This window comes from Rhizobium sp. WCS2018Hpa-16, from assembly GCF_031843705.1.
Taxonomy (GTDB): domain Bacteria; phylum Pseudomonadota; class Alphaproteobacteria; order Rhizobiales; family Rhizobiaceae; genus Agrobacterium; species Agrobacterium tumefaciens_C.
The window spans coordinates 276,581-301,490 of the sequence record NZ_JAVTIX010000005.1; the positions used below are offsets into that span (position 1 = coordinate 276,581).

Annotated in this window: 22 protein-coding genes; 16 read left to right on the forward strand and 6 right to left on the reverse strand. The window is 53.3% G+C overall.

The genetic code is table 11. The features are described from left to right. Nucleotides 1-206: 206 nt before the first annotated feature. Nucleotides 207-806, reverse strand: a complete 600-nt coding sequence (locus RQI55_RS16845) for a transglutaminase-like cysteine peptidase (protein WP_311273154.1) — start codon at nucleotides 804-806, stop codon at nucleotides 207-209. A 381-nt stretch (nucleotides 807-1,187) separates the two neighbouring features. Between RQI55_RS16845 and RQI55_RS16850 the strand changes: the two genes are divergently transcribed. The 5 genes from RQI55_RS16850 to RQI55_RS16870 all read left to right on the forward strand — a co-directional run bounded on the left by RQI55_RS16850 (nucleotide 1,188) and on the right by RQI55_RS16870 (nucleotide 7,476). Then, nucleotides 1,188-2,384: a polysaccharide biosynthesis/export family protein gene (locus RQI55_RS16850; protein ID WP_311273153.1), complete on the forward strand. Its 1,197-nt coding sequence runs from the start codon at nucleotides 1,188-1,190 to the stop codon at nucleotides 2,382-2,384. A 119-nt stretch (nucleotides 2,385-2,503) separates the two neighbouring features. Continuing rightward, the gene (locus tag RQI55_RS16855) at nucleotides 2,504-3,187 is read left to right on the forward strand and encodes a hypothetical protein (RefSeq protein ID WP_155399012.1); all 684 of its coding nucleotides are present in this window, start codon (nucleotides 2,504-2,506) and stop codon (nucleotides 3,185-3,187) included. A gap of 100 nt (nucleotides 3,188-3,287) precedes the next feature. Continuing rightward, the gene (locus tag RQI55_RS16860; RefSeq protein WP_243258225.1) at nucleotides 3,288-5,570 is read left to right on the forward strand and encodes a polysaccharide biosynthesis tyrosine autokinase; all 2,283 of its coding nucleotides are present in this window, start codon (nucleotides 3,288-3,290) and stop codon (nucleotides 5,568-5,570) included. Beyond that, nucleotides 5,557-6,279, forward strand: a complete 723-nt coding sequence (locus RQI55_RS16865; RefSeq protein ID WP_311273152.1) for a hypothetical protein — start codon at nucleotides 5,557-5,559, stop codon at nucleotides 6,277-6,279. The genes RQI55_RS16860 and RQI55_RS16865 overlap by 14 nt, the downstream gene beginning before the upstream one ends. A 168-nt stretch (nucleotides 6,280-6,447) precedes the next feature. Then, nucleotides 6,448-7,476 carry a hypothetical protein gene (locus RQI55_RS16870; RefSeq protein ID WP_042619891.1) on the forward strand — a complete coding sequence of 343 codons (1,029 nt, stop codon included), beginning with the start codon at nucleotides 6,448-6,450 and terminating at the stop codon, nucleotides 7,474-7,476. A 727-nt stretch (nucleotides 7,477-8,203) separates the two neighbouring features. On the opposite strand, the gene RQI55_RS16875 is transcribed toward RQI55_RS16870, so the two are convergent. Further along, nucleotides 8,204-8,863, reverse strand: coding sequence for a sugar transferase (locus RQI55_RS16875; protein WP_244656329.1), 660 nt, complete (start codon nucleotides 8,861-8,863; stop codon nucleotides 8,204-8,206). A gap of 1,060 nt (nucleotides 8,864-9,923) precedes the next feature. Next, entirely contained in the window at nucleotides 9,924-10,691 is a 768-nt protein-coding gene (locus RQI55_RS16880) for a GntR family transcriptional regulator (RefSeq protein ID WP_082249989.1), read from the reverse strand. A gap of 368 nt (nucleotides 10,692-11,059) precedes the next feature. On the opposite strand from RQI55_RS16880, the gene RQI55_RS24245 reads away from it, so the two are divergent. Together RQI55_RS24245 and RQI55_RS16885 are read left to right on the forward strand one after the other, a co-directional pair. Next, nucleotides 11,060-11,299, forward strand: coding sequence for a prolyl oligopeptidase family serine peptidase (locus RQI55_RS24245; protein ID WP_409233742.1), 240 nt, complete (start codon nucleotides 11,060-11,062; stop codon nucleotides 11,297-11,299). A gap of 199 nt (nucleotides 11,300-11,498) precedes the next feature. After that, complete coding sequence (locus tag RQI55_RS16885; RefSeq protein WP_243258374.1) at nucleotides 11,499-12,293, forward strand: SDR family oxidoreductase; 795 nt, start codon at nucleotides 11,499-11,501, stop codon at nucleotides 12,291-12,293. A 46-nt stretch (nucleotides 12,294-12,339) separates the two neighbouring features. Here RQI55_RS16885 and RQI55_RS16890 read toward each other — a convergent pair whose 3' ends face one another. Next, nucleotides 12,340-13,305, reverse strand: coding sequence for a magnesium and cobalt transport protein CorA (locus tag RQI55_RS16890; protein ID WP_042619885.1), 966 nt, complete (start codon nucleotides 13,303-13,305; stop codon nucleotides 12,340-12,342). Nucleotides 13,306-13,655: 350 nt separating this feature from the next. On the opposite strand from RQI55_RS16890, the gene RQI55_RS16895 reads away from it, so the two are divergent. From RQI55_RS16895 to RQI55_RS16915, 6 genes are all read left to right on the forward strand, one after another. After that, on the forward strand, nucleotides 13,656-14,672 hold the full coding sequence (locus tag RQI55_RS16895; protein ID WP_042619883.1) for an NADP-dependent oxidoreductase: 1,017 nt from the start codon (nucleotides 13,656-13,658) through the stop codon (nucleotides 14,670-14,672). A gap of 658 nt (nucleotides 14,673-15,330) precedes the next feature. Next, a complete protein-coding gene (locus tag RQI55_RS16900) occupies nucleotides 15,331-15,477 on the forward strand; it encodes a DUF1127 domain-containing protein (RefSeq protein WP_311273151.1) in 147 nt (48 codons plus the stop codon). A gap of 483 nt (nucleotides 15,478-15,960) precedes the next feature. Then, nucleotides 15,961-17,280, forward strand: coding sequence for a hypothetical protein (locus RQI55_RS16905; RefSeq protein WP_311273150.1), 1,320 nt, complete (start codon nucleotides 15,961-15,963; stop codon nucleotides 17,278-17,280). Then, complete coding sequence (locus tag RQI55_RS16910) at nucleotides 17,277-18,065, forward strand: periplasmic protein (protein WP_042620180.1); 789 nt, start codon at nucleotides 17,277-17,279, stop codon at nucleotides 18,063-18,065. Before RQI55_RS16905 ends, RQI55_RS16910 begins: the two co-directional genes overlap by 4 nt. Before the next feature lie 1,147 nt (nucleotides 18,066-19,212). After that, nucleotides 19,213-19,677 carry an ankyrin repeat domain-containing protein gene (locus tag RQI55_RS24250; RefSeq protein WP_409233743.1) on the forward strand — a complete coding sequence of 155 codons (465 nt, stop codon included), beginning with the start codon at nucleotides 19,213-19,215 and terminating at the stop codon, nucleotides 19,675-19,677. Between the two features lie 211 nt (nucleotides 19,678-19,888). Beyond that, entirely contained in the window at nucleotides 19,889-20,314 is a 426-nt protein-coding gene (locus tag RQI55_RS16915; RefSeq protein ID WP_042620176.1) for a helix-turn-helix domain-containing protein, read from the forward strand. Nucleotides 20,315-20,448: 134 nt separating this feature from the next. On the opposite strand, the gene RQI55_RS16920 is transcribed toward RQI55_RS16915, so the two are convergent. Both RQI55_RS16920 and RQI55_RS24255 read right to left on the reverse strand, forming a co-directional pair. Continuing rightward, the gene (locus RQI55_RS16920; protein WP_311273149.1) at nucleotides 20,449-21,234 is read right to left on the reverse strand and encodes an aromatic alcohol reductase; all 786 of its coding nucleotides are present in this window, start codon (nucleotides 21,232-21,234) and stop codon (nucleotides 20,449-20,451) included. Nucleotides 21,235-21,482: 248 nt separating this feature from the next. Further along, a complete protein-coding gene (locus RQI55_RS24255; RefSeq protein WP_042620174.1) occupies nucleotides 21,483-21,851 on the reverse strand; it encodes a ThiF family adenylyltransferase in 369 nt (122 codons plus the stop codon). Between the two features lie 572 nt (nucleotides 21,852-22,423). Between RQI55_RS24255 and RQI55_RS16925 the strand changes: the two genes are divergently transcribed. The 3 genes from RQI55_RS16925 (at nucleotide 22,424) to RQI55_RS16935 (ending at nucleotide 24,853) form a co-directional block, all read left to right on the forward strand. After that, complete coding sequence (locus tag RQI55_RS16925; RefSeq protein ID WP_409233747.1) at nucleotides 22,424-22,681, forward strand: hypothetical protein; 258 nt, start codon at nucleotides 22,424-22,426, stop codon at nucleotides 22,679-22,681. Between the two features lie 341 nt (nucleotides 22,682-23,022). After that, on the forward strand, nucleotides 23,023-23,856 hold the full coding sequence (locus tag RQI55_RS16930) for a universal stress protein (protein WP_042620173.1): 834 nt from the start codon (nucleotides 23,023-23,025) through the stop codon (nucleotides 23,854-23,856). Between the two features lie 448 nt (nucleotides 23,857-24,304). Beyond that, nucleotides 24,305-24,853 carry a cytochrome b gene (locus tag RQI55_RS16935; protein WP_052496972.1) on the forward strand — a complete coding sequence of 183 codons (549 nt, stop codon included), beginning with the start codon at nucleotides 24,305-24,307 and terminating at the stop codon, nucleotides 24,851-24,853. Nucleotides 24,854-24,910: the final 57 nt, after the last annotated feature.

The following is a 24,910-nucleotide window of genomic DNA, read 5'->3' on the forward strand; positions in this document are numbered from 1 at the left end:
TCGAATGGGAGATTGAGGTGAGTAAGGACCGATCTCCGACTGACATTTCGTACGCTCCAGACAGGCATAATACACCAACGCAAGAGCAGAATATCGCTGTTCAAGGTTTAGAAAGTATTCACAGTCTCAAAAAAAATTGAAGGGCTGGATTAATCAGATGTCCAACTTGGTTTGGCGGCTAGAAGTTTGATACGTGTCCTGAAAGGTTACATCGTGTACCACAGATGCGGGTTCGAGCCCGACTGTATCTTGACCCAGCGTAGATCCGCATTTCTCCAGGACTTTATAACGTTCGTCCGGTTGTCCAAAACCACGTCGCCGGTCGCGGTCTTTGCAATAAGAACCGCATGACCTTCGCCAGAAGAGGTGTAGGCAACGGCAATACGCAGTGCTGCTGCTGGATAGCCTTTGGACATCAGAATGCGGCGTTTGGTCAAAGCGTAATCTTCGCAATCGCCCGATTTGGCGCCGACCTGCCAGATGTCAACCGACTTTCCGTTCTTCTTGTCGTTTCGACCTATGATCGATGAATTCACCTGAACGTTCACCTGCTGCAACATCTGTCGCGCTTTTTTATCTTCAGGCGCGGCTGGCTCGACGTCGCTTTTCTCGCAATCAACGGGATTACTAAGACAAAAGCGAACCTGGGCAAATGGAGCTAATGTCGGGCGCCCTTCGGAAACGAAAGCACCTTCAATTGCGGTGCCGACACTACGCATGGCATTAGGTGACGCGGCATTCGCAGCACTCAAACTTGCTATCACGGCGCCAGCTGTCAATGCAGTTTTAATAGAAAGCTTGCCCATTTCTACTTGCCCTTCCCGTAACGATCTATAAGCGTTGGCTCGGTGTCTTACTGTGGGACAAGTTAGCAGGGCTGAATTGCTCCGAGGCTAAGGATTTAGATCGAATTTTATGAATTTCCGCTTTTCCAATTCATCCGAGAGATGATCGCATACATCAGCGTTGTTGCTTCAAAACAACAACTAAAGAACAGGATGTGTACAATGCCACATAGCCCGCTTGCCATGTGGCGCAATTGCGGCTAGAGACTGTACCAAGTAACGTGCTGATGAGGGGTCTCAGCCTGAAACAAGCTAAACAATCAGTTAACGTTATTGCAATGAGAATTTCTTAATCAAGTTCTGCCATACTTGGCGAACATTTAATATATGGACTCGTGAATAATGCGCTCAGCTTTGACGGGAACTCTTGTACTTGCCCTGCTGTCGGGGTGTACATCTACACCAAGTTCCGGTCCCACCTTTCGTGATATTGAGAGCGGTGCTTCACTGAAGGTTTCCAGCAAAGATTCAGTCAATAAGGTTGTTGGATTAGACTATGCTCTAATAGACTTGGATCAGCGTGTGCTGAATTATTTCGAGGAAAAAGGCGTTACTTCTCTCGCTGGCGGCTTTGGTGGTGGGCGCGGCAGTGCGCCGGGCATCCCGCTTGGTGCGGGGGATGTGGTTCAGGTTGCTATCTTTGAATCACAGGCTGGTGGCTTGTTCATTCCGTCGGATGCGGGTAGCCGTCCCGGTAATTTCATCACGCTACCAGAGCAGACAATTGACCGGAACGGGCAGATCAATGTGCCCTATGCAGGTCGGATCAAGGTCGCGGGCCGATCTGTCGATCAAGTTCAATCCGAAATCCAAGATGCTCTTGCCAACCGTGCAATCGAGCCTCAGGTCGTTGTGACAAAAGTTCGCAATCGTTCGGCTCAGGTGGCCGTTGTCGGTGACGTTAACACGCCAGCAAAATTCGAGCTTACCGAGGCGGGCGATCGGGTTCTGGATGCTATTTCCCAAGCGGGCGGACTGAATGCTCCAGGCGTGGAAACTTACATTACACTACAGCGTGGCGGTCGTTCAGCGACAATCCTTTACGATCACCTTATCAACACGCCTGCAGAAAACATTTATCTCGCGCCAAATGACACCTTGATCGTGAACCGTGAACGCCGGACCTTTATCGCCCTTGGGGCGTCGGGGATCAATGGTCGTCTGGACTTCGAGGATGCCAACCTCACGCTTGGCGAAGCAATGGGTAAGGCTGGAGGCCTTCTTGATGGTCGCGCCAACCCGTCTCAGGTTCTTGTCTATCGTGAGGTTGACCGTAAGTCATTGTCGGGTCTGGGCATAGATACGGCCAAGTTCAGAGGCGACTCAGTTCCTGTAATTTTCCGTGCCAATGTTCGTGATCCGTCTGGCTTCTTTGCAATGCAGAAGTTCCCGATGCAGGACAAGGATATCCTTTACACGACGAACTCCGATTCTGTTGAACTTCTCAAGTTCCTGAACGTCGTGAACTCTGTATCAACGACTGTATCAGGTGTGCCGATCGATGCCGCCAATGCGAAGGATGCAGTGCGCTCATTCTAATTGCTGTGTACTAGGTGCGCGGACAAATTAACGAAATTTCAACATTGAGATTTAAGTATTTGTCCGGCACGTTAGGCGATGGTATGTAGTGTCCAATTCAACGAACTGGAAGATAAGACATGCGCCCGAACGTTTTATATTTAAGTGTGAGCATTGGTCTTTGCCTTGTAGCGGGAAGCGCATTTTCTGCTCCGGCGGTCACTGATTCCACTCAGCCAGCCTCATCAGGTCCTGCAGGTGCTGTGAGCTGCCTGGTGTCCCCGGCCCGGGTGTCAGATGAGAGTATTGTTGCGTTTCTAGCTGCTCCAGAAGATATATACCGTGACGTTGCCGGTGATCGGGACGTGAATGCACTCGTGTTATCTTCGCGCATCAGATCGCTAGCGGCATCTTCTTCAGATACCCTGATCCCGCTGCTTGAGCTGGCAAAAACCGCGACCCCCAGTCAGCAAGCAGCAATTGGCGCAGGGCTCGCACGCGCAGCAACGTCGTGTGTTTCGGCAAATGCCGAATATGCTTCGAAAATTCAGGTTGCTGTTGCCGAACTCAACAGTCCGGTTCTTGCTGAGGCATTCGCCGGAGGTCTGGATGACGTCCAGACGTCTGCTCTTGCCGGTGCTTCTGGTGCGGGCCCCTCTGCATCATCAATCGGCGGCGGCGGAGATGCCGGTGGTGGAACCCGAGGAATTGTTCCAGATGATGTCTATACGAACGGTGATGATCCGCTTTCGTTCACATCTCGGAAATATTCCGGCAGTGTTGTAACCACTTCTTCTGTCAGCCCGAGCGATGTGACGCCATAACTGATTTTTTGCTTCTTCGAACATATTGAAGGCCGCGTTTACGCGCGACCTTCTTTTTCATTAAGCACAGAGGGCTGGCGGCCTCCAGAGAGGTTCAAAATTGAATATCCAGAGCCACAGCGATACGACGCGTCACCAGTTGGATCAGAAGTCGATTTTACCGCAAATGCCGGTAGTCGATTTCGAGAAACTGGTTCAGATTGCGACTCGACGATGGAAAATCTTCGGTGCCGCATGTTGCGCTGGCCTGGCATTAGGGCTGGTTTATCTTTTCGCCGCTCAGCAACTTTACACATCTGAAGTCACAATCTTGATGGATGATGGCAACGCCAGCGTGATAAACGAGCTGCGCACGGTGCAGGATGCGGTAGACAACGAAAATTCCATATTAAGTCAGGTGGAGTTGCTGCAATCGGATGCAGTTATCGGCGGCGCAGTTGATCGCCTGAAATTGGCAGATAACGACAAGTTTTTGAAATCGGATGGATTTCTATCTGACGCAATCAAGACGGTGCGGAAGCTCGTTGATGTAAAAAATTGGTTTGTGCCTGATGAATTGACCGGTGACACCGCTACTGCACGGCGGAGGGCAGCAATTAATCAGATTGTTGCGAATCTAGATGTTGTACGCGTGCCTCGCACCTATGTCTTGAACGTAAGCTTTACTTGGGTAGATCCTGTTCTCGCCGCACAGATTACGAACGAAATTGGGCAAGGCTACTTGCTCGATAAGCTCAATTCGAACTTCGAGACGACAGAACGCGCCAGCAGCTGGCTCAATAGCCGTATTGCAGAACTGCGAGAGCAGTCACGTGCCTCCGATACTGCCGTCCAGAAATTCCGGAGTGATAACAATCTCCTTTCTGCAGGGAGTGTTTTGGTCTCGGATCAGCAACTCGATGAGTTGACCCGTGCTCTAGTCGTTGCCCAGGATGCTGCGGCAAAAGCAGAGGCGCGTTACAGCCGTATCATGGAAGTGCTGGATAAAGGCAATGTCAACGCTGTTGTTGCCGATTCCTTAGACAGCAACATATCCAACGATCTGCAGAAGAAATATCTGGAAGCTTCCAAGCGCGAGAGTGAAATATCCAATCGCCTCGGACCCGACCATATTCAGGCAATACGGCTTCGGGCGGAGATGGAGCAATACAAACTCCAAATGTTTGGTGAACTTCGCCGCATTTCGAACTCATATCGAAATGAACTCGAAGTCGCGAAGGCTCAGGAGCGGATAACAACAGAAAACCTCAATAAAGCCAAGGTTGTGACAGCGGTCGCTGGCGAAAAGCAGGTCGAACTTCGCCAACTCGAACGGACTGCAGAAACTGACAGCAACCTACTGAAGCTTTTCCTCGAACGCTATCAGCAAGCTCTTCAGCAGCAGTCGTTTCCCGTCACGGATGCACGCATCATTGCCAAGGCGAAAGTGTCTGACGTTCCAAGCCATCCGCGCAAGCCACTCCTGCTGGCGCTTTTCCTGATGGCCGGAGCCGCGATTGGTTTGTGTCTTGCTGCATTAAAGGAATTCCGCGACCGTTATTTCCGCACTGGCGAGCAGGTTACGGCTGAACTGGGACTGCAGTTTCTAGGCGCTGCGCCTTTGCTGACGCCGGCCAAGGGCGAGAAAGCACCCGTTAATACGTCCGCAAACGAGATTGAAAAAGTCAGTTCAGTCACAAACTATGTCGTTGAGCATCCCCTGTCAGGTTTCGCGGAAACCCTTCGCCGCGCGAAGATTGCTGCTGACCTCGCTATTCCGGGGGACGGCTGTAAAACGATTGGGATAATCTCCACTCTTCCAGGAGAAGGCAAATCGACCATTGCAGCAAACTTTGCTGAATTGCTGGCAAAGCAGGGGAGCAGGACGGTACTGGTTGACTGCGATCTCCGCAATCCAGGCTCAACCCGGTCCTTGGCTCGCAACGCTCGCTATGGCCTATTGGAAGTAATCCTGGGCAAGATGCCCATTCGGCAGGTTTTGGTTCGCAATAGCAAAACCAACCTAGGATTTATCCCTGCAGTTATCTCGCAGCGGGTGCTCCATTCGTCGGATCTTCTTACATCTGCAGGAATGTCTGAAGCATTGTCCGTTCTCGCTGCCGATCACGACTATATCATACTCGATCTACCACCCCTTGGCCCAGTCGTGGATGCGCGAGCGATGGCGCGCAAAATCGATGCATTTGTATATGTTGCCGAGTGGGGCAAAACATCGCGGCGAGTCGTCCGCCATACATTGGAAACTGAGAATCTGATAGCTTCGAAATGCCTGGGTGTAATACTCAATAAGGTCGACGAGCAGAAACTGCGCCTTTACAGGTCGTTTGGCTCACTGGAATTTTATAATTCACGCTATCAAAAGTATTACATTGAACAAGCTTAGGCTGAACATATTCACCTTATTCGGGTCTGCCTTATTCGGTGTAACGGCGTTTTATATCGTCGTTCTAGCGTCAAATTCCTTGATGTTAGATAGTGACTATAGCGGGGTAAAGTTTTACTCACGCACAGTGCAGTCCGGCGAGCCGCGCACGCGCAAAGACGTGGTAAAGCTAAGCACTATCTCTAATGAGATCGCGTCTGAAAATGTCTGTCGATCTGATATTCTGAAGGCTGGTCTTGTCCTTGTGCTGAGCCGGATTGAGGTCAACCTTGCTCCGCAGGATTATGATTCCTGGCTTGAAGCGGTTTCCAATGCGAACGGCTATATCGCTCACGCGATCCGCTGCATACCAACAGATGGAAATTTATGGCTAAGGATGGCAATGGTCACCCGTGCGGGTGCGGAAGACCCAGAACGGATTGCCGAGTTAATGACACGGTCCCAGAGCTTGGCACCAGCAGAAATCTCGGTGGTGATGGACAGGATCAGGTTTTATAACTCACTTGGTGCCAGCACATTGGAAAAGACGTCACTGGTTGTGCAAAAGGATATTGCCATCTCACTCCAGCAGGAGCCAAAGCTGCTGCGTGAGGTCCTCGATAAGCCGAGCAAAGCACTGACGCCGTATCTACGTGCAGCAATCCGTGAAGCTGATTTCGTTTGCAGAACGGACTGGCCTTCCTGTCAAAACGCAGAGAGCAAGCTTTAAATAGCATCGGGAGGAACCGTTGTATCGACGCAATTGGCATTTGTTGTCATTAATGCAGGATGCGCACAGGATTAGGGTCGCTAAATTTCATCCAACTTGAGGTTGGGTTGCTTCTACATAGGTTTGATACTTCCTCGCATTACAAAACAAACGAAGGTGGCGGTGGATATGGATAAACTGCTTCGACGTGATTTTCTGGGAGTTCTCGCGGCTGCGGTCTTACCCTATGGATCAGCGCTGGCTACAGACGACAAAGTGGCGCAGGCGCCGCCTTCCGCACCCAATCTGCCAAAATCTGCGCAGCCGCAAATCAGCAAAGGCTTTGCAGCGCAACCTGCGCAGAGGATTGCGTCTAAAAAGTTTGCTGATAGCCCTGTTATCCTGAAGGTCCGTCCTGGGAGCTTAGTCGAAGGTGTTAGGATAACCGATGTCGAAATGCTTCGCTCCGGCCGATTGGTAAGCTGTGATGGCGATAAGGGGCATGACATAATGAGCAGTGCCCCGGGCCTTCGCGTCGATCGGGTCCGCTCTATGGACGCAAGATCCGCTGGACTCATTCGTTTGCGCGGACGCTCGGACAACGTTATCATCCGAGATGTGCGCTATCAGTCCAGCGCGGTTAATACGGACCGCAAGAAGATTAGCGCCGTTATACAATTAGGTGGAAAGTCGGATCAAGATATAGGGAAGAACATCCTTATAGAACGCGTCTATGCCGAAGGCATGATTTCCGATTATGACGGATTTCTTAACGGCGATATATTCGCAGACGAAGCGGGCTGGAGTGGCGTCGTCTATCGGAATTGTTACGGAAAGAGAGCATCCGACGCTATCTTCGACCTGAAAAGCCAAAATACCGTGCTCGATCGCTGCACAGCGGAAGGTGCGCGGCGTAATTTCAAAATGTGGTACGACAAGCGTTCAACTCACCTCATCAGCATCAATCCGGGGCAAACCGGAAACGGTCGCGCCGCACACTATTTCGCCAAAGGCAGCGATAAAGAACTGTCCGTTCAAGTGATCGAACATATCGACTTCATTGCCGATATGCCTGTCCCACTTATTGTGGTTGAAGAAGTTCCTGTAGAAATTCGAATTCGGAGCTACACGTGCCAGGTTCCGGCCGGGACTCCGATCATCGGAGGAAACACGGATCTTGCCAAGGTGATATGGGAAACAGGGGCTCCCCGCCTCTAATTTCGTCGTCGGCGTTGTATGGGGACAGACTGCAGAGAAAGCGGGAAGGCTGAATGTCATCCTTTAGACGCTGTGCCGGGGCCCACCTGTTTACAGGAACCGGTCTCTTCGTAGATCCGTAGGAGCTGGTCTGCATACCTAAAATGTGTCCGATGGCTATGAGCCGAGGGGGACATTGAGGTAACAGCGAAAACACACAAGGCTGAAGATGTCGTCAAAAAGCGCCTTCAGGGTGACGTCCTGAATGCACAGTGCAATTTGATGGCGGAGGCGATCCGTTGGATAGGGGTGACGGAAGGTAAAGACTACCGTTGGTCAGCCGAATAATGTGGCCTCAGAGGCGATCAGGCAAACGGCTGGAACGAATTGGAAACCGAGAACGCTCGCCTCCGCCGCGCTTTTTCCGATCTAACCCTGGCCAAGATGATCCTAGCAGAGGCCGCCGGCGGAAACTTCCTCGCACCGTCTGCATTCGTTTTCACCGATATCGGATTAAACATTGCGGCATCAGGGCTAAGGGCGGATATCTTCCAAAGAAACGCCCGTCGCATGCTTTCCTATAAGCAGAAACGGCGCGTTACTAACAATTTGGACGAAGCCGTCGTATGTGGTCGCCGACCGTTGCAAAGACAGTCGTGCAACTTGTTACGCGGCAAAGCCACTCAGCGACAATCGAGAGGTGCTACAAGTCAGCGGATAGCCGCTGACTCAAATTTTAAGCGCGGCGTCAAAACCCTTTGCCACCTTTAAGTTCCGAAATCACAGTGCCGAACATGATCCAAAGATCCAGACGAATGGAAAAGTTCTCGATGTAATACAAATCGCTGGCGATACGAGCACGAGCCTTACCTGGCCTATCAGTTGGTCCACGCAGGCCTCGCATCTGAGCTAAACCCGTCAGCCCTGGTTTCACGGCATGTCGATCGTGATAGTGAGGAACAAGATCCTCGTACCGAACCCCGGCAGCTAGCATTCCAACAGCATGACACCGCGGGCCGACAAGTGACATGTCTCCCCGTAATACGTTCAGAAGCTGCGGCAATTCATCGATATTGGTCTTGCGAATAAATGCGCCAATACGGGTCAGGCGCGGATCATTCTCAACGGTTTGGGCTACACCGCTCGCATCTCCCGCATCAGCCCGCATTGATCGGAATTTATAAATTCGGATCCTGCGACAATTCTGCCCCCAGCGTACTTGCGTGAAGAGAGCAGGTCCGGGGCTATCAAGCCTAATGAGTAATGCTATGAGCAGCAGGACTGGAGCAAGTGCGAGAAGAATAGATGCGGCGATAAAAACATCTAATGAACGTTTCGTCGCGAGCTGAACAGGGGAATAAGAAATCGACGATGGACCTGCTCCAACAACTTTAGCAGACTGGTACAAGTGGCGCTCTAATCCGCTAGATTTCGCGTACTCCACGTTTTGTCCTAGTTCCGATATCCTCATCTAGATCAACCTTTGAATATACTTTTACGAAATGCCCTGTCTCCTTAGTACAATTTAAAGACAGAGTCATTAAGAATATTAATGAAAGGTTAATCATGGAGGCGTCTCTGAGGAGATTATAACATAATCTGTAATATGTACATTCGATGATTGTATAATCTATCTTTTGCTTGTGAATGGTTGCGACCAAGCGAATAATCATGGCTGGCTCCGCGAGCATACTGTCGCCGACGCTGATTTCAGCGCGGTTTACACTTTCTAGGCCCTCTTTGGCTCGGTGGATATTTGCCATGGTTCCAGCAAATCGTGCGTGCTCCTCGAATCGTCTATAGATTCACGCTCGGCCACTATGATGGTTCCTATTTGGTGGCTTATTCGAACCGGCAGGCAAGCCTCTCAGCTGTTTGGTCCCAGCATGTGCAGGCACGGAGTTTTAGTGAAGATTTCAGGTTTTCACGCTCAGTTGCTGTACCGGTTCGAAATGCGTTTTGAAGCGCCAGCAGTCCCTAAGGCGTAAGTCCGCGATTGAGGCGTGATGGAATGATTCGACGGTCGCCTCTTTGATCGTTCGTTAAGCCTGACCATTGGTCCAGAGGTGCGTGGTCTTAACCTCCTTCGCCATTTCCCACAACGTAAGAACTCTTACTGCTTGGATGCCTAAGGGTGATAGGCTGATCACCTCACTTATGCACAGGTCATTGTTTCATCCTGGCGCACTTTCTCGTATTGATGCAATATTAGCATGGGGAATTTAGCAAAGTGTAAGCTATGCTTTTTATTGGCTGTTTAACCAGTGCCAATGCTGAGGCATAGTCGCGTTCATGACGAAGCGATTTAAAAATTATGTGGTTGTTTTATGCGTGTCGCTCATAATGTGGGTGGTTATCGTCGGGGCGATTGTTTGGCTGGTTTAGTCACACAGTGGTGGCTCGGGAAACGTGCAAGGGTAGGACAAGGGCAATTTCTGCCTGACAACGTCTTAAATTGCGGGGAGACGTCAATTGCCGAGTGAAAAATCCTTGCCGTCTTCGCGCTTTAGCGAGACCCGGTATTCGTAGCGGTCAGCTCTGTAGAATATTTCGGCGGCATAGAAAGGCTTCAGTTCCGCGTTAAAAAACAGCCTGTTCACCAGCATCAGCGGTGCGCCGATGGGTATTTCGAGGTGTTTTGCGGCATAATCGTCTGCCAATGTAGCGGTCAGCGTTTGTTCAACCTGTTCCACAACAGCGCCAGCTTTTTGAACCAGATCAATCATATTGGTCGTCGCTAGATCCTGTCGCTCCAACGTCTTGCCAATTTCCGGCAACAGATAAGCCGTCGAGAGTGAGTAGGGGCGGCGGTCCAGCGAGCGTACACGCACAGCGCGAACCAGTTCTGTGGTGGGGAACACGCCCATCTGCTCGCAAATGCGTGGAGGCGCCTCGCCGAGATCGAGGCTGATAACTTTCAGGCGCGTGCTTTTCCCCACCGTATTCAGGTAGCTGAACAGGCTGTTTATGTTTGAAACGACGACACGGTTGAGCTTATTGTCCTTTGTGCGATCGGTAACATAAGTACCGCGCCCCCGAGTACGCGTCACCAGTCCTTCCGCCGTCAACATCTCCATGGCTTTGCGGATGGTAATGCGGCTTACCGAAAAGTTCTCGGAAAGCTCGGCCTCGCTCGGAACCGCTACGTCAGCCGGGTAATAACCTTTGACGATGCGCTCGCGCATGACCGCGTAAACTCGATGGTAGAGCGGGGTCGGGGAGTGTCGATCTGCCATCTATTATGAAATCCAGAAAATAAGCGCGTTTAAGACAACGACTTGAGAAGTTCGGCCTCTATCAATGCTGCCGACTTGCCATCTTCCTTCATGTCGTTCAGTCGCGCGGTGGGATTACGTTGTGTCCTTCCTCGAAATAATCTCACAGGACAGAGGGCAGTGCAATTTAAAAGATTATAAGGTTATGTCATTTATATCATTTGACGTTCGACGCTGCAGTTTACCAAATCTGGATACCGTGACGGCCAGCAATTAATCTGAACCTAACACGCAAATTTCTGAACTGAGCTTCAAGCCTGTCAGTAACTAACCGATTCAGGAGGCTCGTTTTCTCTTTATTTCTGCTGAGGTTCAATGTTGGCGCTCTCGTGACCTTTGCAAGACTGTTGCCCCTTCCGCCGACTGCATCTTCGACCCAAACAAATATCCTGATGATGCATGGTTCTGCTGACAGGACCATACCACCCGCCGCGACAACGGCGGCGGCTAACCAGTTGCAACCCTCGGGCTTGAACGTATCGTCCAAAATCTATCCAGGGATCAGTCACACGATATCATCAGAGGAGGCAAGGGACACCGTAATTTTCCTTCGCGTCCGTTTCAAATAGCAGCATGACGGTAGTATCATCGGATGTAGGTTCGCCCTCCATTTCTTGACTGGGTATCCGGGTGCGGGTAGAAAAGATGGGCTTACAGGAGTCTATGACCATGGACATTGCTCACCGGTAGTCCGGGCCAGCACCATTGATGTCGCGTCTTGCAACATCGCGCATCTTGAGTTCTCATTCTCACTATAAGGATCTACTCATGCCCAGACTTGAGGGGAAAACCGCACTCGTAACCGGGGCTGCGCGCGGCATTGGCGCAGCTATTTGCCGTGCTTTCGCTGACGAAGCGGCGAACGTCATTGTCACTGACATCGATGTGGAAGGTGGCCGAGATACAGCAAAAGCTATTGGAGCGACCTTCATTCGAGTTAATGTGTCTTCGGAAAACGATTGGATGGAAATCGCCCGTCAGTTTCCAAGGATTGACGTGGTTGTCAACAATGCCGGGATCACGGGGTTTGAGGTGCCAGTCGAGAGCACTCCGCCTGCTCATGATCCGGAAAACGCCCAACTTTCTGATTGGCGCGACGTCCATGCCGTGAATTTGGATGGCGCTTTCCTCGGTTGCCGTTATGCCATCGGGGCCATGCGCGAAAATGGAGCGGGCTCGATCATCAATATCTCGTCCCGCTCGGGCTTGGTTGGAATTCCGATGGCTGCGGCCTACGCCTCATCCAAGGCGGGGGTGCGCAACCACACCAAGAGCGTCGCTCTCTATTGCGCTAGTCAAGGCTTGAACATCCGTTGCAATTCGATCCATCCGGCCGCGGTGATGACTCCCATGTGGGAGCCGATGCTGGGCACAGGCGCGGATCGTCCAGACCGCGAGGCCGCGTTGGTCAAGGACACACCGATGCGCCGTTTTGGAAGGCCGGAGGAAGTCGCCGCACTGGCTGTGTTGCTGGCTTCGGACGAGGCGGCTTACATGACCGGTGCTGAATTGACCATCGACGGCGGTATTTTTGCTGGATCAGCCGCGGCGCCGGGGAGCTGAAAAATGACAACGTCTGACCGCTTTGGGCCGTTGCAGGTCAACTGGATCATAGCCACCGGGCTCGTTTGAAGCGGTAATACAGAATGCCGCAGAGAAGGAGGATGACTGCCAAGACGACGTAGTACCCGTATTGCGCCTTCAGTTCGGGCATGTTTTCGAAGTTCATTCCGTAGATGCCAGCAATTGCCGTCGGCACCGCCAGGATCGCCGCCCATGCAGCGAGCTGTCGCGTAATCGCGCCTTGCCGCTGTTGCTCCAGAAGATTTGCGGCCTCGAATACGGATGTCACGATTTCACGCAGCCCGATCACCATGTTTTCGACACGCCGAACATGATCGTGGACGTCCTTGAAGAACGGCCTGGCATTGTTGTCGACGCATGGCAGTTCAAGGTGGGCAAGCTTGCTGGCAACTTCCGCCATCGGACCCATCACCCTTTGGAACTTGATGACCTGCCTACGCATTCGGAAGATCCTGCGGATCTGCTCCGGCTCAAGGAAAGATATGAGAACGTGTTTCTCGATCTCCAGAACCCGGTCTTCTATCGTTTCGACCAAGGGGAGGTAACCATCGACGATGAAATCGAGGATGCCGTGGAGAACGTAGTCTGGACCATGCGAGAGAAGCTGTGGTGCCTGCTCCAGTTGTTCGCGTAGTTTCTGGTGTGATCGTGCCGACCCATGTCGTACGGTGATGACATGGTTCTGGCCGACAAAGATACAGGTTTCGCCATAGGCGATCCTGTCGTTTTCGAGATACGCGGTCTTGGCGACGACGAATAGCTGGTCGCCATAGATATCGACCTTCGGGACCTGTTTGCCATTTAGCGCGTCCTCGACAGCAAGAGAATGAAGCCTGAACATCGCCTTCAAACATGCCATCTCTTCGAGCGTCGGATCGGTCAGCCCGATCCAGACAAAGTCGCCTGCGTTCGTGTCGAAAGGCTGCGAGGAGAGTGTGACCTCATCAGAGCGCTTACCGTTGCGGTATAGATAGGATGCGACGACTGTCATCTTTTCCGTTTAAGCTGTTATGGCAAGAGGGAATATGGGTGAAGACTGCAGGGAGTGAATACACGCGATGCTGACGTAGAGGTAGAGCTCTGAGACCTGTCGCCAACGATTTATGCCTTCTGCCACTTAAACATGAGGACTGACAAGACGGATATGACAGCGATCTGGTCCCCATTTGTGCGCACGACCTCGACGCTGCTGTTGCTATGATTTTTCCGGTGATAATATGCGCGCATCGGACGGAAGGGTCGAAAGGCCGCCGTGCGGATGCCAAGCTTCCTCAGACTTGCCTTGGATTTGTTGTAGATGATCCTAAATAAGGTGTCCCACGCATCACCAAGGAGCAAGACATGATTTCCGCGCGTCGCATCCTTCTGGCAAGCAGACCAACAGGTCAGCCTGGACAGGACAATTTCCGTATCGAAGACTTTGAATTGCCAGAGGCAAATGAAGGGGAGGTCACTGTCAGGTCTCTGTATCTTTCGCTCGATCCTTACATGCGTGGTCGTATGAGCGATGCGAAGTCCTATGCTGCACCAGTGCCCATTGGCGGCGTCATGGAAGGCGAGGCGATTTCCGAAGTGGTCAAGTCACGACACAACGGTTTTTCGCCGGGCGATCTCGTCCGTGGAAGGACTGGTTGGAGCAGTCACGCTGTGATCAAAGGCGACGAGCTCCGTATCGTTGAGACGCACGGCGCCCCGATCACGACGTCGCTTGGTTCGCTGGGAATGCCCGGTTTCACGGCCTGGGCAGGGCTCAAGTTCATCGGACAGCCGAAGGCAGGTGAAACGGTCGCCGTTGCGGCGGCATCTGGCCCAGTCGGATCAATGGTGGGTCAACTCGCCAGGCTCTCAGGAGCTCGCGCGGTCGGCATCGCTGGCGGAGCAGACAAATGCGCGTTCGTAAAGAACGAACTCGGTTTCGACGCCGTTGTCGATCACCGATCGGACCGGTTCTCGTCCGACCTGCAAGCCGCATGTCCGGATGGTGTCGATGTCTATTTTGAAAACGTGGGCGGCCAGGTCTGGGACGGTGTGTTGCCGCTCCTCAATCAATTCGCTCGTGTCCCGGTTTGCGGTCTCGTTGCCCACTACAATGGTTCGGGTGCGGCCGATACCGATAGGCTTCCCGCAACCATGTCTGCGATCCTCCGCAAAAGCATTCTCGTCCGTGGATTTATTCAGACAGAGTTTGCGGCCGGACATTTCGACGAGTTCCTGAGCGAAATCGGGCCTCGCATAGCGTCCAAAGACATCCGCTACCGTGAGGACATCGTTGATGGTCTTGAAAACGCGCCGGAAGCCTTCATCAGCATGCTGACAGGCGGCAACTTCGGCAAGCTTATCATCAAGATCGCTGATTGACTTTGACAGGGGGTGCTCCTTCAGGCCCTTTCGAATTGTTCGAACCAGGCTGCGTATGGAGTATTCTTGGCGAGGTGCCGGTTGAAATCCGGCGCCCCGTCATCCCACCAAGCCGGACCGCGTGCTCCAAGGGCGACCTCGGTGGCGTCTACTCTCTTTCGCGCTTCGACCATTTCTGGCGAGCCGGCTGAGTTTGGGCTACTGGAAAGCCCAATGGTGCAGTGCATCCCATGGGCCCGAAGCGTCCAGATGCCTAGCGTTTGTGCTTTACCCTCATTGAGTTTCAGATGGGTGTTTGAAAGGCCACTTCTTCTAACGGAGAGGCAAGTTTCGCAAAGACGTCTACGGCATGCCTATAACCGCGCAAATGATGGATGGCGCCACACAGGCTTTGCGACGGCCGGCGTGACAGGGATGGGTTACGGACTGTCTGCTTTTGGGCAGCAATGGCCGAAATCTGGCCTACCGCATGCGACCGGTTCCGAGCCTGATCGCTTCTTCATCCACCTCTATTGAACCCATGCTTTGAGCGCATGGCCGACCTGAGAGCTTGTGCCTTATCGGTGGATTGGCAAAGGCCTATATTCCAATCATCGAAACGACGTTGGAACCGAAGCAAGGTTGCTGGCGTCAAGAGACCTCACGAAAGGGGATCATCATGAACGTAGCACGCTCTTTTAACAACTGGCGCAAGTACCGTCAGACCGTTTCCGAACTTGGCCGCATGAGCTTACGCGAACTTCAGGACCTCGGCATCAACCGCGCCGACATACAAAGCGTTGCCCGCCAGTCGGTCGGTCGCTAAGCGCAGCTTCTTCGCCATCCTGAATAAGACTACGCCCGCTGATGACGCGGGCGTTTCTGTACCTGGACTGCAACGAAGGCCTGAGTCGCAGATTTCTTACGTCATGAAGAGGCCGTGCATTTCCCGCATGGCTGCACTGCAGCAACGTCTATTTAATGTGCGGGGAAAACGGGTATCTTGTGTTCATCGAAGCAATGCACCTCCTCCCGCAGAGCTTCGAATTCAGACGGCCCACTCCTCCTCCCAGGGCACGTCTGTCGGAACGGCGGCACTCCTCCTCCCAGTCGCTGTTCGGTTCTTTTCGAAAAGCCTGCCGCACCTCCTCCCGCGGCAGGCTTTTTCGTTTTGTGGCTTTTTTCGCCTGGGAATAACCAAAAGTTGACCGGCCATGGTGCGCTGCGGAAGCCTTATATTTCAGAAGCCTTGAATTCGCCGAATTTTAAATCAGTGTTAAGGAATACATTCCTTTTTCGGAGATCGTCCATGGCGTTTGGCGCATCGCATCGCTTGCAGGAAAGCCTGGCGGCGGTCGAAACGATGACACGTTTCGCCCTTGCCGTTCTGGCACTCGCTTCCGGCGTCTACACCTATCTGGGTGTGCGCAGCATTCTGGACGGCTCGCCGACAGCGGTGTTTTTTGCTGCAATCATCTACTCCGCCTCCGTCTCCGTCGGCATTTATGCCTTCTGGTCCTACATGGCGCGGTTCTATCCGCATGTCACCAGCCGTTCCAGCCGCACTGCCATGCTGGCGGTGATGGCCGTTGGCTGCGTGATGATCCTTGCTATGTCGAGCTGGTTGAACGCTGCCGCGCTTGCAGGATCGGCGGCACTTGAACAGCATCTTGCTGAAACGGTTGAGGATTACACGGAAGATCTGGATCAGGCGCACCAGAACGCGCTGGCAGCACAGAGCCTGTTGCCCGACATTCAGCGCGCCAAAGAGCGTTTCACCCAGCTTGCGGCATCCGAACGACAGTCGGGCGCGCTGACCGGTACCACCGGTTCCGGCAGCGTCGTCTCGCTGTTGTCGCAGATGTCGTCGCAACTGAACGAACTGGAAAACGGCATCAATGCCTCGCGTGAGCAGGTCACCAGCCTGTTCAACGATGGCCAGAGACGCCTCGAGACCATGCGTGGTCTCGTATCGGCACCCGGCGTCGTCGAACCCCGCGCAGACAAGTTCTCCTCGGAAGTCGTGGCCCTGACCGGCGTTATTACTTCGCTGGGGCAAACCTCGATCGCTCCATCCATCCGACGCGCGGCTGATGATCTTTCGCTTGGCTTCATCGCTCCGATCCCCGACGGCGGCGAACAGGATCTGATCACCCGTCAGGACCGCGTGATGGAAACCATCCGCACCTCGGTTGCGGCGCAATCCAAGGTCTTGTCCGACGCTGCCGACGAAATTCTTGCGCGCCCTCCCGTGGCCGAGCGGCGTTTCGTTCCGCTCTCGTCGGCGGAAGCCGTTCTGCGTTATGCTTCCGACTTCATTCCCGCATGGGCAGGGGCTATTTCCATTGACCTGTTGCCGGGTGTCATGGTGTTCATTCTGGCGGTGGTGAATGGTGCAATCCGTGGACAGGAAGAGACCATGCCGTTTGCCGAACGGATCACCGTGGCAGAATTACTGCAGACGCTGGCGATGCAGAAGGCTATTGCCGCTGAGGCCATGTCAGCCACCCAAGTGCAGGCCACAGAAGACGCAATTGCTGAAGCCGAAGACAACAAGGACGACGCGGAGGCCAGCAACATCACCAGTCTCGGTCTCAATAAGCCGCCGCGCAAAGGTCCGGCGACATGAAACCGACATCCGTGCTCAAGGCTTTGATCAGCGTTGACGACGGCGTGCTGATGCGTAGTGCCTTCTATGTGCTGCTCGCGGCAGCGGCCGCCTTTCTGGTGATCGATGTCAGGGAGATCAGCACCGCCGAAGCGGCACGACCTCGCCTTGAAACATTGCCTGATGTACCGACCTTTCTCCCGCCGAAGACCGCACCGGGAGCGCCTGGCGCGCCGCCAGTCCAACCCTCGAGCCCGGAGGAAGTCTTGCGCAAACCGATGACATTCAATCTTGTCTCGGGTGGCGTGCTCGTTGCCGAAGGCACCATCGACCCAGGCGCAGCCGCCCGTTTTGCCAACGAGGTCGAGGCCCGTGGCGAGTATATCAAATTGGTCTCTTTGAACTCACCGGGAGGGTCGGTCGATGACGCCATCGCGATGTCCAAGCTGATCCGGGAGAAGAATATCGCCACGAAGGTTGCGGAAAGGGCGCTCTGCGCCTCCTCATGCCCAATCGTCTTTGCCGGTGGCGTGACACGATCGGCGGAAAAAGATGCCGTGGTGGGCGTCCATCAGGTGTTCAATGCCGGCATCGACCGCCCATCACCTGAGCAGGCAATGTCCAGTGCGCAAACAACCACCGCGCTTGTCGCGCGACATCTCGACGAAATGGGTATCGGCGCCGGTTTGTGGTTCCACGCACTGGAGACCCCACCCAACCAGCTCTATTATCTCACGCCCGCAGAAATGTTGGAATATCGGCTGACGACTGACGCGACTACTGTGGCTGGACCACGCGCTGGCTGATGCTTGATCAGACATATCGAAACCCGGTGACCATACCCGTGAAGCCTTGAAAAGGTGACCCGCACAACAGGAAATGGTTGGCTCTTTGACGGTTTCAGCAAAAGTGATTGCTAGGCAAATAGCACTGTCGACTTGGCAAATGTTGGGGGGAAACACGAGGGGTCGAACTTGGAAGGCCGGATGACACTAATGCCTATCTGCCGGGTGAGCCGGATTGGATATGCGAGCCTGTAAAACGTACCAGAGCTTTCAGGCCACGAAGCTCGTGCGTCTCGGTGGCCTCTATCAATCAACATTCAAATCGTCGGCTGTGGTTGAACCACTGCTCGTCTAGATAAGCGATGAAAGCGGCGAAAAGGCTGCCGTCTATGTCAAGTATGGCGACGTACGCGTCTGCCTTTATCGGCATGATTGTACGCAGTCGATCCGACATCCCGCTCGCGTCGGCGATGCTATGCCGCTGGTTCGTGGTGCATCGGGGCGTGTCATTCTTGCCTTCACTGGTAAGCTCAACGAGTTAAGTCAGAGGACTTCTGGTTGGGCTTCTGCCTGCTGACTGTCGCTGCTCAGTATCTCAACGATCAGGTCATAGCCATAGAGAGTAGCGAGGCTCAGTTGTGTCAGGCCAGAGTGAGTTTTCAAATCTCGGCGAGCACCTTGTACCAGAGACGCAACGGCAGCCTACTGGAAGAAACAGAAGCCAGCGTCGGGCAGAAAAACGCAATACCCACGGGCCTAGCACGCCTGAAAGTGCCGGAAGGTTTCGGGCGCACGCACGTCCTTCCGTCGCTGCATCGGTAAATGAAAGGGTGGCCCGATCTGCAGGTCGACGTGAACTTCAGCGACCGTATTGCCGATATCGTGGAAGACGGTTTTGATCTGGCCGTTCGGATCCGGACCTGTCTATTCAAACGCGCGCCTCTAACATGTCAGACGAGTGGCTTGGTGATGAACGTCCGGCACTCTTGCCACTTGTTATATGAGGCATGATGCTACCGAACACCATCTGTAACGGCGTAATGACTGCAATGCGCCAACTGCGGTCATTGGACTAGTGGAGAATTGCTGATACTTTATGGGCCACAGTCGCCACGCAGTGTGCACGCTCCACATGAAGGTATTTGAGACGTAAAATGGCGATCTGGCCGTGGAGAAAAAAAGGGCTAACGTCGATGATTATTGTAGAAATGCCCTCTGGTATCACGCTGCCGATGGGAACTATGAAGCATTAGACGCCGAGTTGCGTTGTGCTGACAGCCGTTCCGCCGCAGACCAATATGGGTTTACCACTCTGCACGTTGCCGCTCAAAACGGCCACCTTGATATTGTGAGAAGGCTTATCGCGGCACATGCGGAGGTTAATGCCGTGGACCGACATGGAAAGGGTCCATTATGGACTGCGAGCAGACAGGCAAGCCTGGCGATCGCCGTGGAACTGTCTTTTGAAATCGTAGCGCTGCTTTTGAGCAACGGTGCCGATCCGCACCACCTTAACAACGCTGTAAGATCACCGTGTTTTTGGGCGGCTGGAAGTTCGAGGCTTCGAGAAACATACACCACCGCCGGTGTACCACTCCTCCCTGGTTGCATGTATCTCCGAGATTTTATCTAGGATATAGCGTCTTTATCATGTGCAAGATCCTCTTTGGGCCAATTATCGCCATGCGCTTCGCGCAGACAGCGGACGTCTTCAGCCATCGGTAACACCAACGACGCTGTCATTCTGTCAAATTCTATGAACATTTCAAAACGCAGGAGAGGCAGGTGGAATGTCTTCTGAAGACTGGTAAGACGAAAGGGCTGGAAGACCGGAGGCAGGCGTAATGACCAGAGAAGAGATGCTTACCTATTCTCAAGCGGTGTGCGATGGCCTTCGTGATGACCAAGACGGTGTGCGACGCGAGGTTCTCACACACGCGGGAAGCCGATGGTCGCTTGGCGTCATACATACCCTGGGTGTTTATGGCAGGCTCCGGCATGCAGATATCGGAAAACGAATGCACGGCGTCACGCAGCGAATGCTCACCCGAACGCTCCGCCAACTTGAAAGAGATGGTCTCGTCACTCGCCACGATCTCGTTGAGATGCCGCCTCGGGTTGAATACGAACTGACAGAACTAGGGATGGGTCTTCTCATCCGAATGGTTCCGCTGTGGACATGGGTCGTGGAGAATTCCGGCGAGTTTCGCAAGGCACGCGAGGATTACGATTCCTGCCCGCCAGAAAAACCTTCCTGGCAGACATTTTGACGAACAAGCGTTGCGTCGAAATGGAGGAGAGCACGCCCGCATTCTAGCGTATGTGGATCGCAGCGTGGCTTGGGGGCATTCTCGGACCACGCTCCCAAGTCACTGTCTCCTGTCCACGATTCCTGCGGGCGATCTCACTTGCCGCTAAGATTCGCCTCGATCCAATCGGACACAGCCGTCACTTTGACGCCTTGGCTTACGTTGAACGTGTTGGCTTTGTCCCACGCCATGCCGCGCCCAATACCAAAGGCTGCTCGGTACTTGCGCATCATGTTCTGGGGGTCGTTTGCTAATTCCTCCATCAGAACCGGGACAGTCCATTCGGACCGGCTGAAGGGGCGGTTCAAACCTACTTCCAGCTTGTCGGCGAGTTCACCGTAGGTGATAGTATCCCCGGCAAGGAAGACGATCTCGTTGCTAATGGTCGGCTCGTAGAAGACGATTTCAGCGGTGAGAGCACCAATGTCGTCGGGTGTGGTCAGCGTGACAGCAGTGTCGTAGCTGCCGAGGGCGTTGACTGTGTGCGTCTGCAGATCAACGACGCCGAAATCCGGTTCGAAGAGGTAGCTCATGAACATGCCGGTGGATATGATGACCCACTCAGTCTTGCTCTGGGAGCGAAGGAGTTCCCGGACATCAAGCTGAGCGTCGAAAATGTCCTGCGGGCCGCCGCGACCGATCGCTTCGAAATCGACGCCGAATTGCCAAGGGAAATAGCGTGGAATCCCGGACTGCAACGCCGCCTTGGCAAGCTTCATCGGTGTATTAATCCCAGCCGCATAGCCAGCGCAGCCGATGACGGTGTCGTACCTCGAGAAAAGAGACGCCAGTTCGTCGGTTGAGCTCTTCACCAAATCACCTTCGACGATCTCTATACCAATGTCTTGGATTTCAGCGATGTCGCGCTGCTTCGCCGGCACATCTGATACAACGGCACTGGCGCGCAGAAAAACGCTGATCTTCGCGCCCTCGACGTCCTTGGCGCGAAGAGCCAGGTTGCGCAGAACGGGCAGCCGAGTTCCCCGGCCCCGAGGACAAGAATGTTTCGAGACTTCACGGTGGAGACTGTTGTGTTCATCGATTTAAATCCTTCAAAATCCTGTGTTGCCGCTATTTGGCAAGTCAGGCCAATGAAGAAAAGAAGGTACACGGATGATACTGCAGCGAATCAGAAGAACGACAATGCCGTAATCGGCTGACTGCTTCGGGCCAAGAGGCGACCTTGCGTCTGGGCAAACTCGAACAGCCTGGCCTGGAAAGCTTTGGCCTTATGTGCCCCGACGCCTCGCCAGTCTAGTTCATTCCTCATCAGGTTGCCGGGAGAGAGGATGTCGTCGTCGAATAATTCGAGCTTCCGGGCTCCTGATCGTACGAGCATCGCTGCTATCCTTGAGCCAACTGAACCGCATCCGATCAGGCCGATTCGCTTGTTGGCCAGCGCCGCGTTCGTGCTCGGTAGTCGCTGTTGGTCAGCGTCGATGACACACGTGGAGTATCCGTAATCCTGAGCTCCACCATCCGCCCTACGATACACCATCGCTAGCCGCGCGGTCGTGTTATCCACCAGCACGCCGTGATCGCGGCAAAAAACGCCATGTGGATATTCATGCTGCAAACACTCAAGTAATTCAGCGCATTAGTAGTGATGACGGGAGTTATACCGCACAGTTTACGAAGCGCAAGGCGACGGAGCGGGTGACAGATTTTCTGAGTGAAGGTCTTCAAGAAGTCTGACCTCGGTATGGATTCGTTAACGCTAAGGGCCAGGTTGAGATGCGGGCGTTAAAAATACCGCAACGCCAGTCCTTGATACTCTACGCGGTCCGCTTGAGTTTTCTGTCGGTTTTCCCGCTAACAGGTTCATCTTGCTTGTGTGGCCGGAATCACCATCTCAAGACCGATTCCCCGGAGCCTCGACATCGACGGCCTGATCCTCACGACTGTATATGACCACGACTTAATAGACATCCTGCCGCCAGAGCGTAACTCTTGCTCCGAGGGAACAGAGGCATGTTGCACTTGCTGCGGACGGCTTGCCAAGATGGATGAGGACTGTTGTGGGATCTGTGAGGAGTGCCTATCGCCGTGACCGTGAAGGAGAACAATGCCATCGTTTCTGATTTCGAGCATAAGCTCGCACGATTTTCGTCGGGCTATGTTGAAGGAACTTTCGATGGACGGAAGTGGGGGGCGAGCGTTAGGCGTTCCACAGATGGACGTAGGCTATCGCTCTTCGCAGAGGAACTGGGTGCAACGGACATCGTGTCGTTTAACCTTTACCGCGGACCACGATCCTTTCTAAAGCCGTGTGAGATGTCGTCAGCCAAGGTTGTCCGGTTTGTTTTGGAGTTTCAGCCAGATACTTGAGATGGAACTACATCGAAGGCCTTGAACTTCGTCTACGGGTAGAAGATTGGATTGACGGGTTTGGAACCAGTACCTGTATCGCGCCATGACTTAAGCGCAGCGCGCATCCCCGCATCATTCTTAGTCGTAGAAGTGCAGTTGGTAGTTTCTGATTCTAACAGATTTTAATATGGCAGTATAAGATAATGCCTACGCCCATCAAAGACGTGCTAAAGTGAAATCTTTATAGAAATAATACTTGCATAGCTCAGTGGTAAAGCAGCCTGTTGATAAACGCACCAAAGTGAGCAGTGCTTTGCTCCTGGTGTCAATTTTCATTGCAGCTCGGATAGGTGATCCAAATGTCCATTAAGACTGTGCTTTGCCCTGTCGAAGCAAATAGTTTTCGCAACGACGTGGAAAATGCCATCGCTTTTTGCAGGCTGCACGATGCGCATTTGTCTGTCCTCGTCGTTTATACCAGCGCCCCGACGCCTATCGGTAGCTATGATGTGATTTCGACGGTATGGATAGCGGAACGAGAACGGGAGATCGGCAAGCTCGCCGAGGTCAAAACACGAATAAGCGACATGCTCGTCGGATGTGGTGTTTCCGGAGACGTGCAGGACCTTTACGCCGAGTTTGCATGGGCCACAGAAGAAATTGCTGAAAGAGCCATGTATTCGGATATCGTGTTCATAGGCTCAGAGGCCGCCGCTGTTCAGACGTTCCGCAGACATGTCGTGGATGGCGCTCTTTTTGAATCTCCGACAGCCCTGCTTATCGATAACAGGCGCAGTAACGTGCCACTTCAACCTAAAACGATCCTTTTGGCATGGGATTCGAGCAACGAAGTGGCGCGCGCAGCTCAACAAGCCCTAGGATTTCTTCAGGCTGCCGAGCGTGTCCACATCACATTGATCGATCCCGTTGCCTCAAGCCGCAGGAATGGTGAAGAGCCCGGAGCAGACGTCGCGACTTATCTTTCCCGGCATAAGGTGAATATTACAGTCGAACGCATAGCGAGTGGAGGCCGGGCACCTGCCGACGTTCTGCGTATGCATGCGCGAGACATCTCTGCTGAGATGCTCGTCATGGGTGCCTTCAACCATCCTCGTCTGCAACAGAGAATATTCGGCGGAGTATCTCTGTCGATGCTGAATGATCCGACCCTTCCGCTTTTCTTGTCACATTGAACAAGTGCAGAGAATTCGTTGGATAACTTACCGTCCAACTCGCCTCTCGGCTCAGGCGGAAATTCGGTAGGAGGAAGCTGTGCCTGACCCTGTATGCGTTCATGCTTCGCTAGGCTGGGGTAACCGATACGCCAGAAGACCGGGCGCACCAAATAAACTGTCAACGGTCATCGTTCTCGCAATGGCAATGAACGCAGACCTGCCCATGGTACCTCAGAACCATAATCGTTGAAATCAAACTGAGTAATTTCCGAGCCTGACACTGCTGATTGTAGACGGCGTATGTATCGGTCGTCCTTGCTGTGACCTGGAAAATTCGGGTCGGCCAATAGCCGCTTCAACCAGCTTCCTGAACCGCGAGAATCGCTAACGTTAGAGCCTTACCCAGGCGTCGACAAAGCCCATGAAATGAAATTCGTCCGGCCGCTCAAATTCCCTGGAGATAAAGATGATCGAGAAAAGAATGTTCGCCCGACCCGTCCTGCGCTATGACGCAATTGCTAGGAGTGTTCATTGGCTGACTGCAATCCTCATCGTTTTGGTTTTTTCTCTTGGCTTACTCGTCGACGCATTTCCGCCCAGTTGGGAAGACAGTGTTGTCAACACGCACAAGCTAATCGGCGTTTCGACCCTCTGTCTGGTTGCGTTTCGTTTGGTCTGGCGACGTAGCCACATGCCGCCGCCGCCCGAACCGATTGGCATCATGCTTCAGCGCGTGTCTTCGATCAGTCATGTCCTCCTCTACTGCCTCATGATAGCCGTGCCCCTCATAGGCTTGACCTTTGCGGCTCGAAGCGGCCAAGGGATCGATTTCGGATTATTCTCCCTTGGACCTGTGTCGGCTGAAGACAAGGCTGTCGCTAGCCAGATTGGTGAAATTCACGAACTCTTGGCCTACATGCTGGTCGGCGTTGCCGGACTGCATGGCCTGGCGGCACTCTGGCACCATTTCGTTCGCAAAGACGCCGTCCTGATGAGGATGCTTCCGCCAGAATGACCATTGAGGCATTTTCGCCGCTTAGGTCAGTTGCAATCTCTTGACTTGATGGGAAGA

Bases quoted from the DNA above. Each gene is read 5' to 3' on its own strand.
- RQI55_RS16845 (WP_311273154.1), bottom strand. From the start codon at position 806: ATGGGCAAGCTTTCTATTAAAACTGCATTGACAGCTGGCGCCGTGATA.
- RQI55_RS16850 (WP_311273153.1), top strand. From the start codon at position 1,188: ATGCGCTCAGCTTTGACGGGAACTCTTGTACTTGCCCTGCTGTCGGGG.
- RQI55_RS16855 (WP_155399012.1), top strand. From the start codon at position 2,504: ATGCGCCCGAACGTTTTATATTTAAGTGTGAGCATTGGTCTTTGCCTT.
- RQI55_RS16870 (WP_042619891.1), top strand. From the start codon at position 6,448: ATGGATAAACTGCTTCGACGTGATTTTCTGGGAGTTCTCGCGGCTGCG.
- RQI55_RS16880 (WP_082249989.1), bottom strand. From the start codon at position 10,691: ATGGCAGATCGACACTCCCCGACCCCGCTCTACCATCGAGTTTACGCG.
- RQI55_RS16885 (WP_243258374.1), top strand. From the start codon at position 11,499: ATGCCCAGACTTGAGGGGAAAACCGCACTCGTAACCGGGGCTGCGCGC.
- RQI55_RS16890 (WP_042619885.1), bottom strand. From the start codon at position 13,305: ATGACAGTCGTCGCATCCTATCTATACCGCAACGGTAAGCGCTCTGAT.
- RQI55_RS16895 (WP_042619883.1), top strand. From the start codon at position 13,656: ATGATTTCCGCGCGTCGCATCCTTCTGGCAAGCAGACCAACAGGTCAG.
- RQI55_RS16900 (WP_311273151.1), top strand. From the start codon at position 15,331: ATGAACGTAGCACGCTCTTTTAACAACTGGCGCAAGTACCGTCAGACC.
- RQI55_RS16905 (WP_311273150.1), top strand. From the start codon at position 15,961: ATGGCGTTTGGCGCATCGCATCGCTTGCAGGAAAGCCTGGCGGCGGTC.
- RQI55_RS16910 (WP_042620180.1), top strand. From the start codon at position 17,277: ATGAAACCGACATCCGTGCTCAAGGCTTTGATCAGCGTTGACGACGGC.
- RQI55_RS16915 (WP_042620176.1), top strand. From the start codon at position 19,889: ATGACCAGAGAAGAGATGCTTACCTATTCTCAAGCGGTGTGCGATGGC.
- RQI55_RS24255 (WP_042620174.1), bottom strand. From the start codon at position 21,851: ATGGTGTATCGTAGGGCGGATGGTGGAGCTCAGGATTACGGATACTCC.
- RQI55_RS16930 (WP_042620173.1), top strand. From the start codon at position 23,023: ATGTCCATTAAGACTGTGCTTTGCCCTGTCGAAGCAAATAGTTTTCGC.
- RQI55_RS16935 (WP_052496972.1), top strand. From the start codon at position 24,305: ATGATCGAGAAAAGAATGTTCGCCCGACCCGTCCTGCGCTATGACGCA.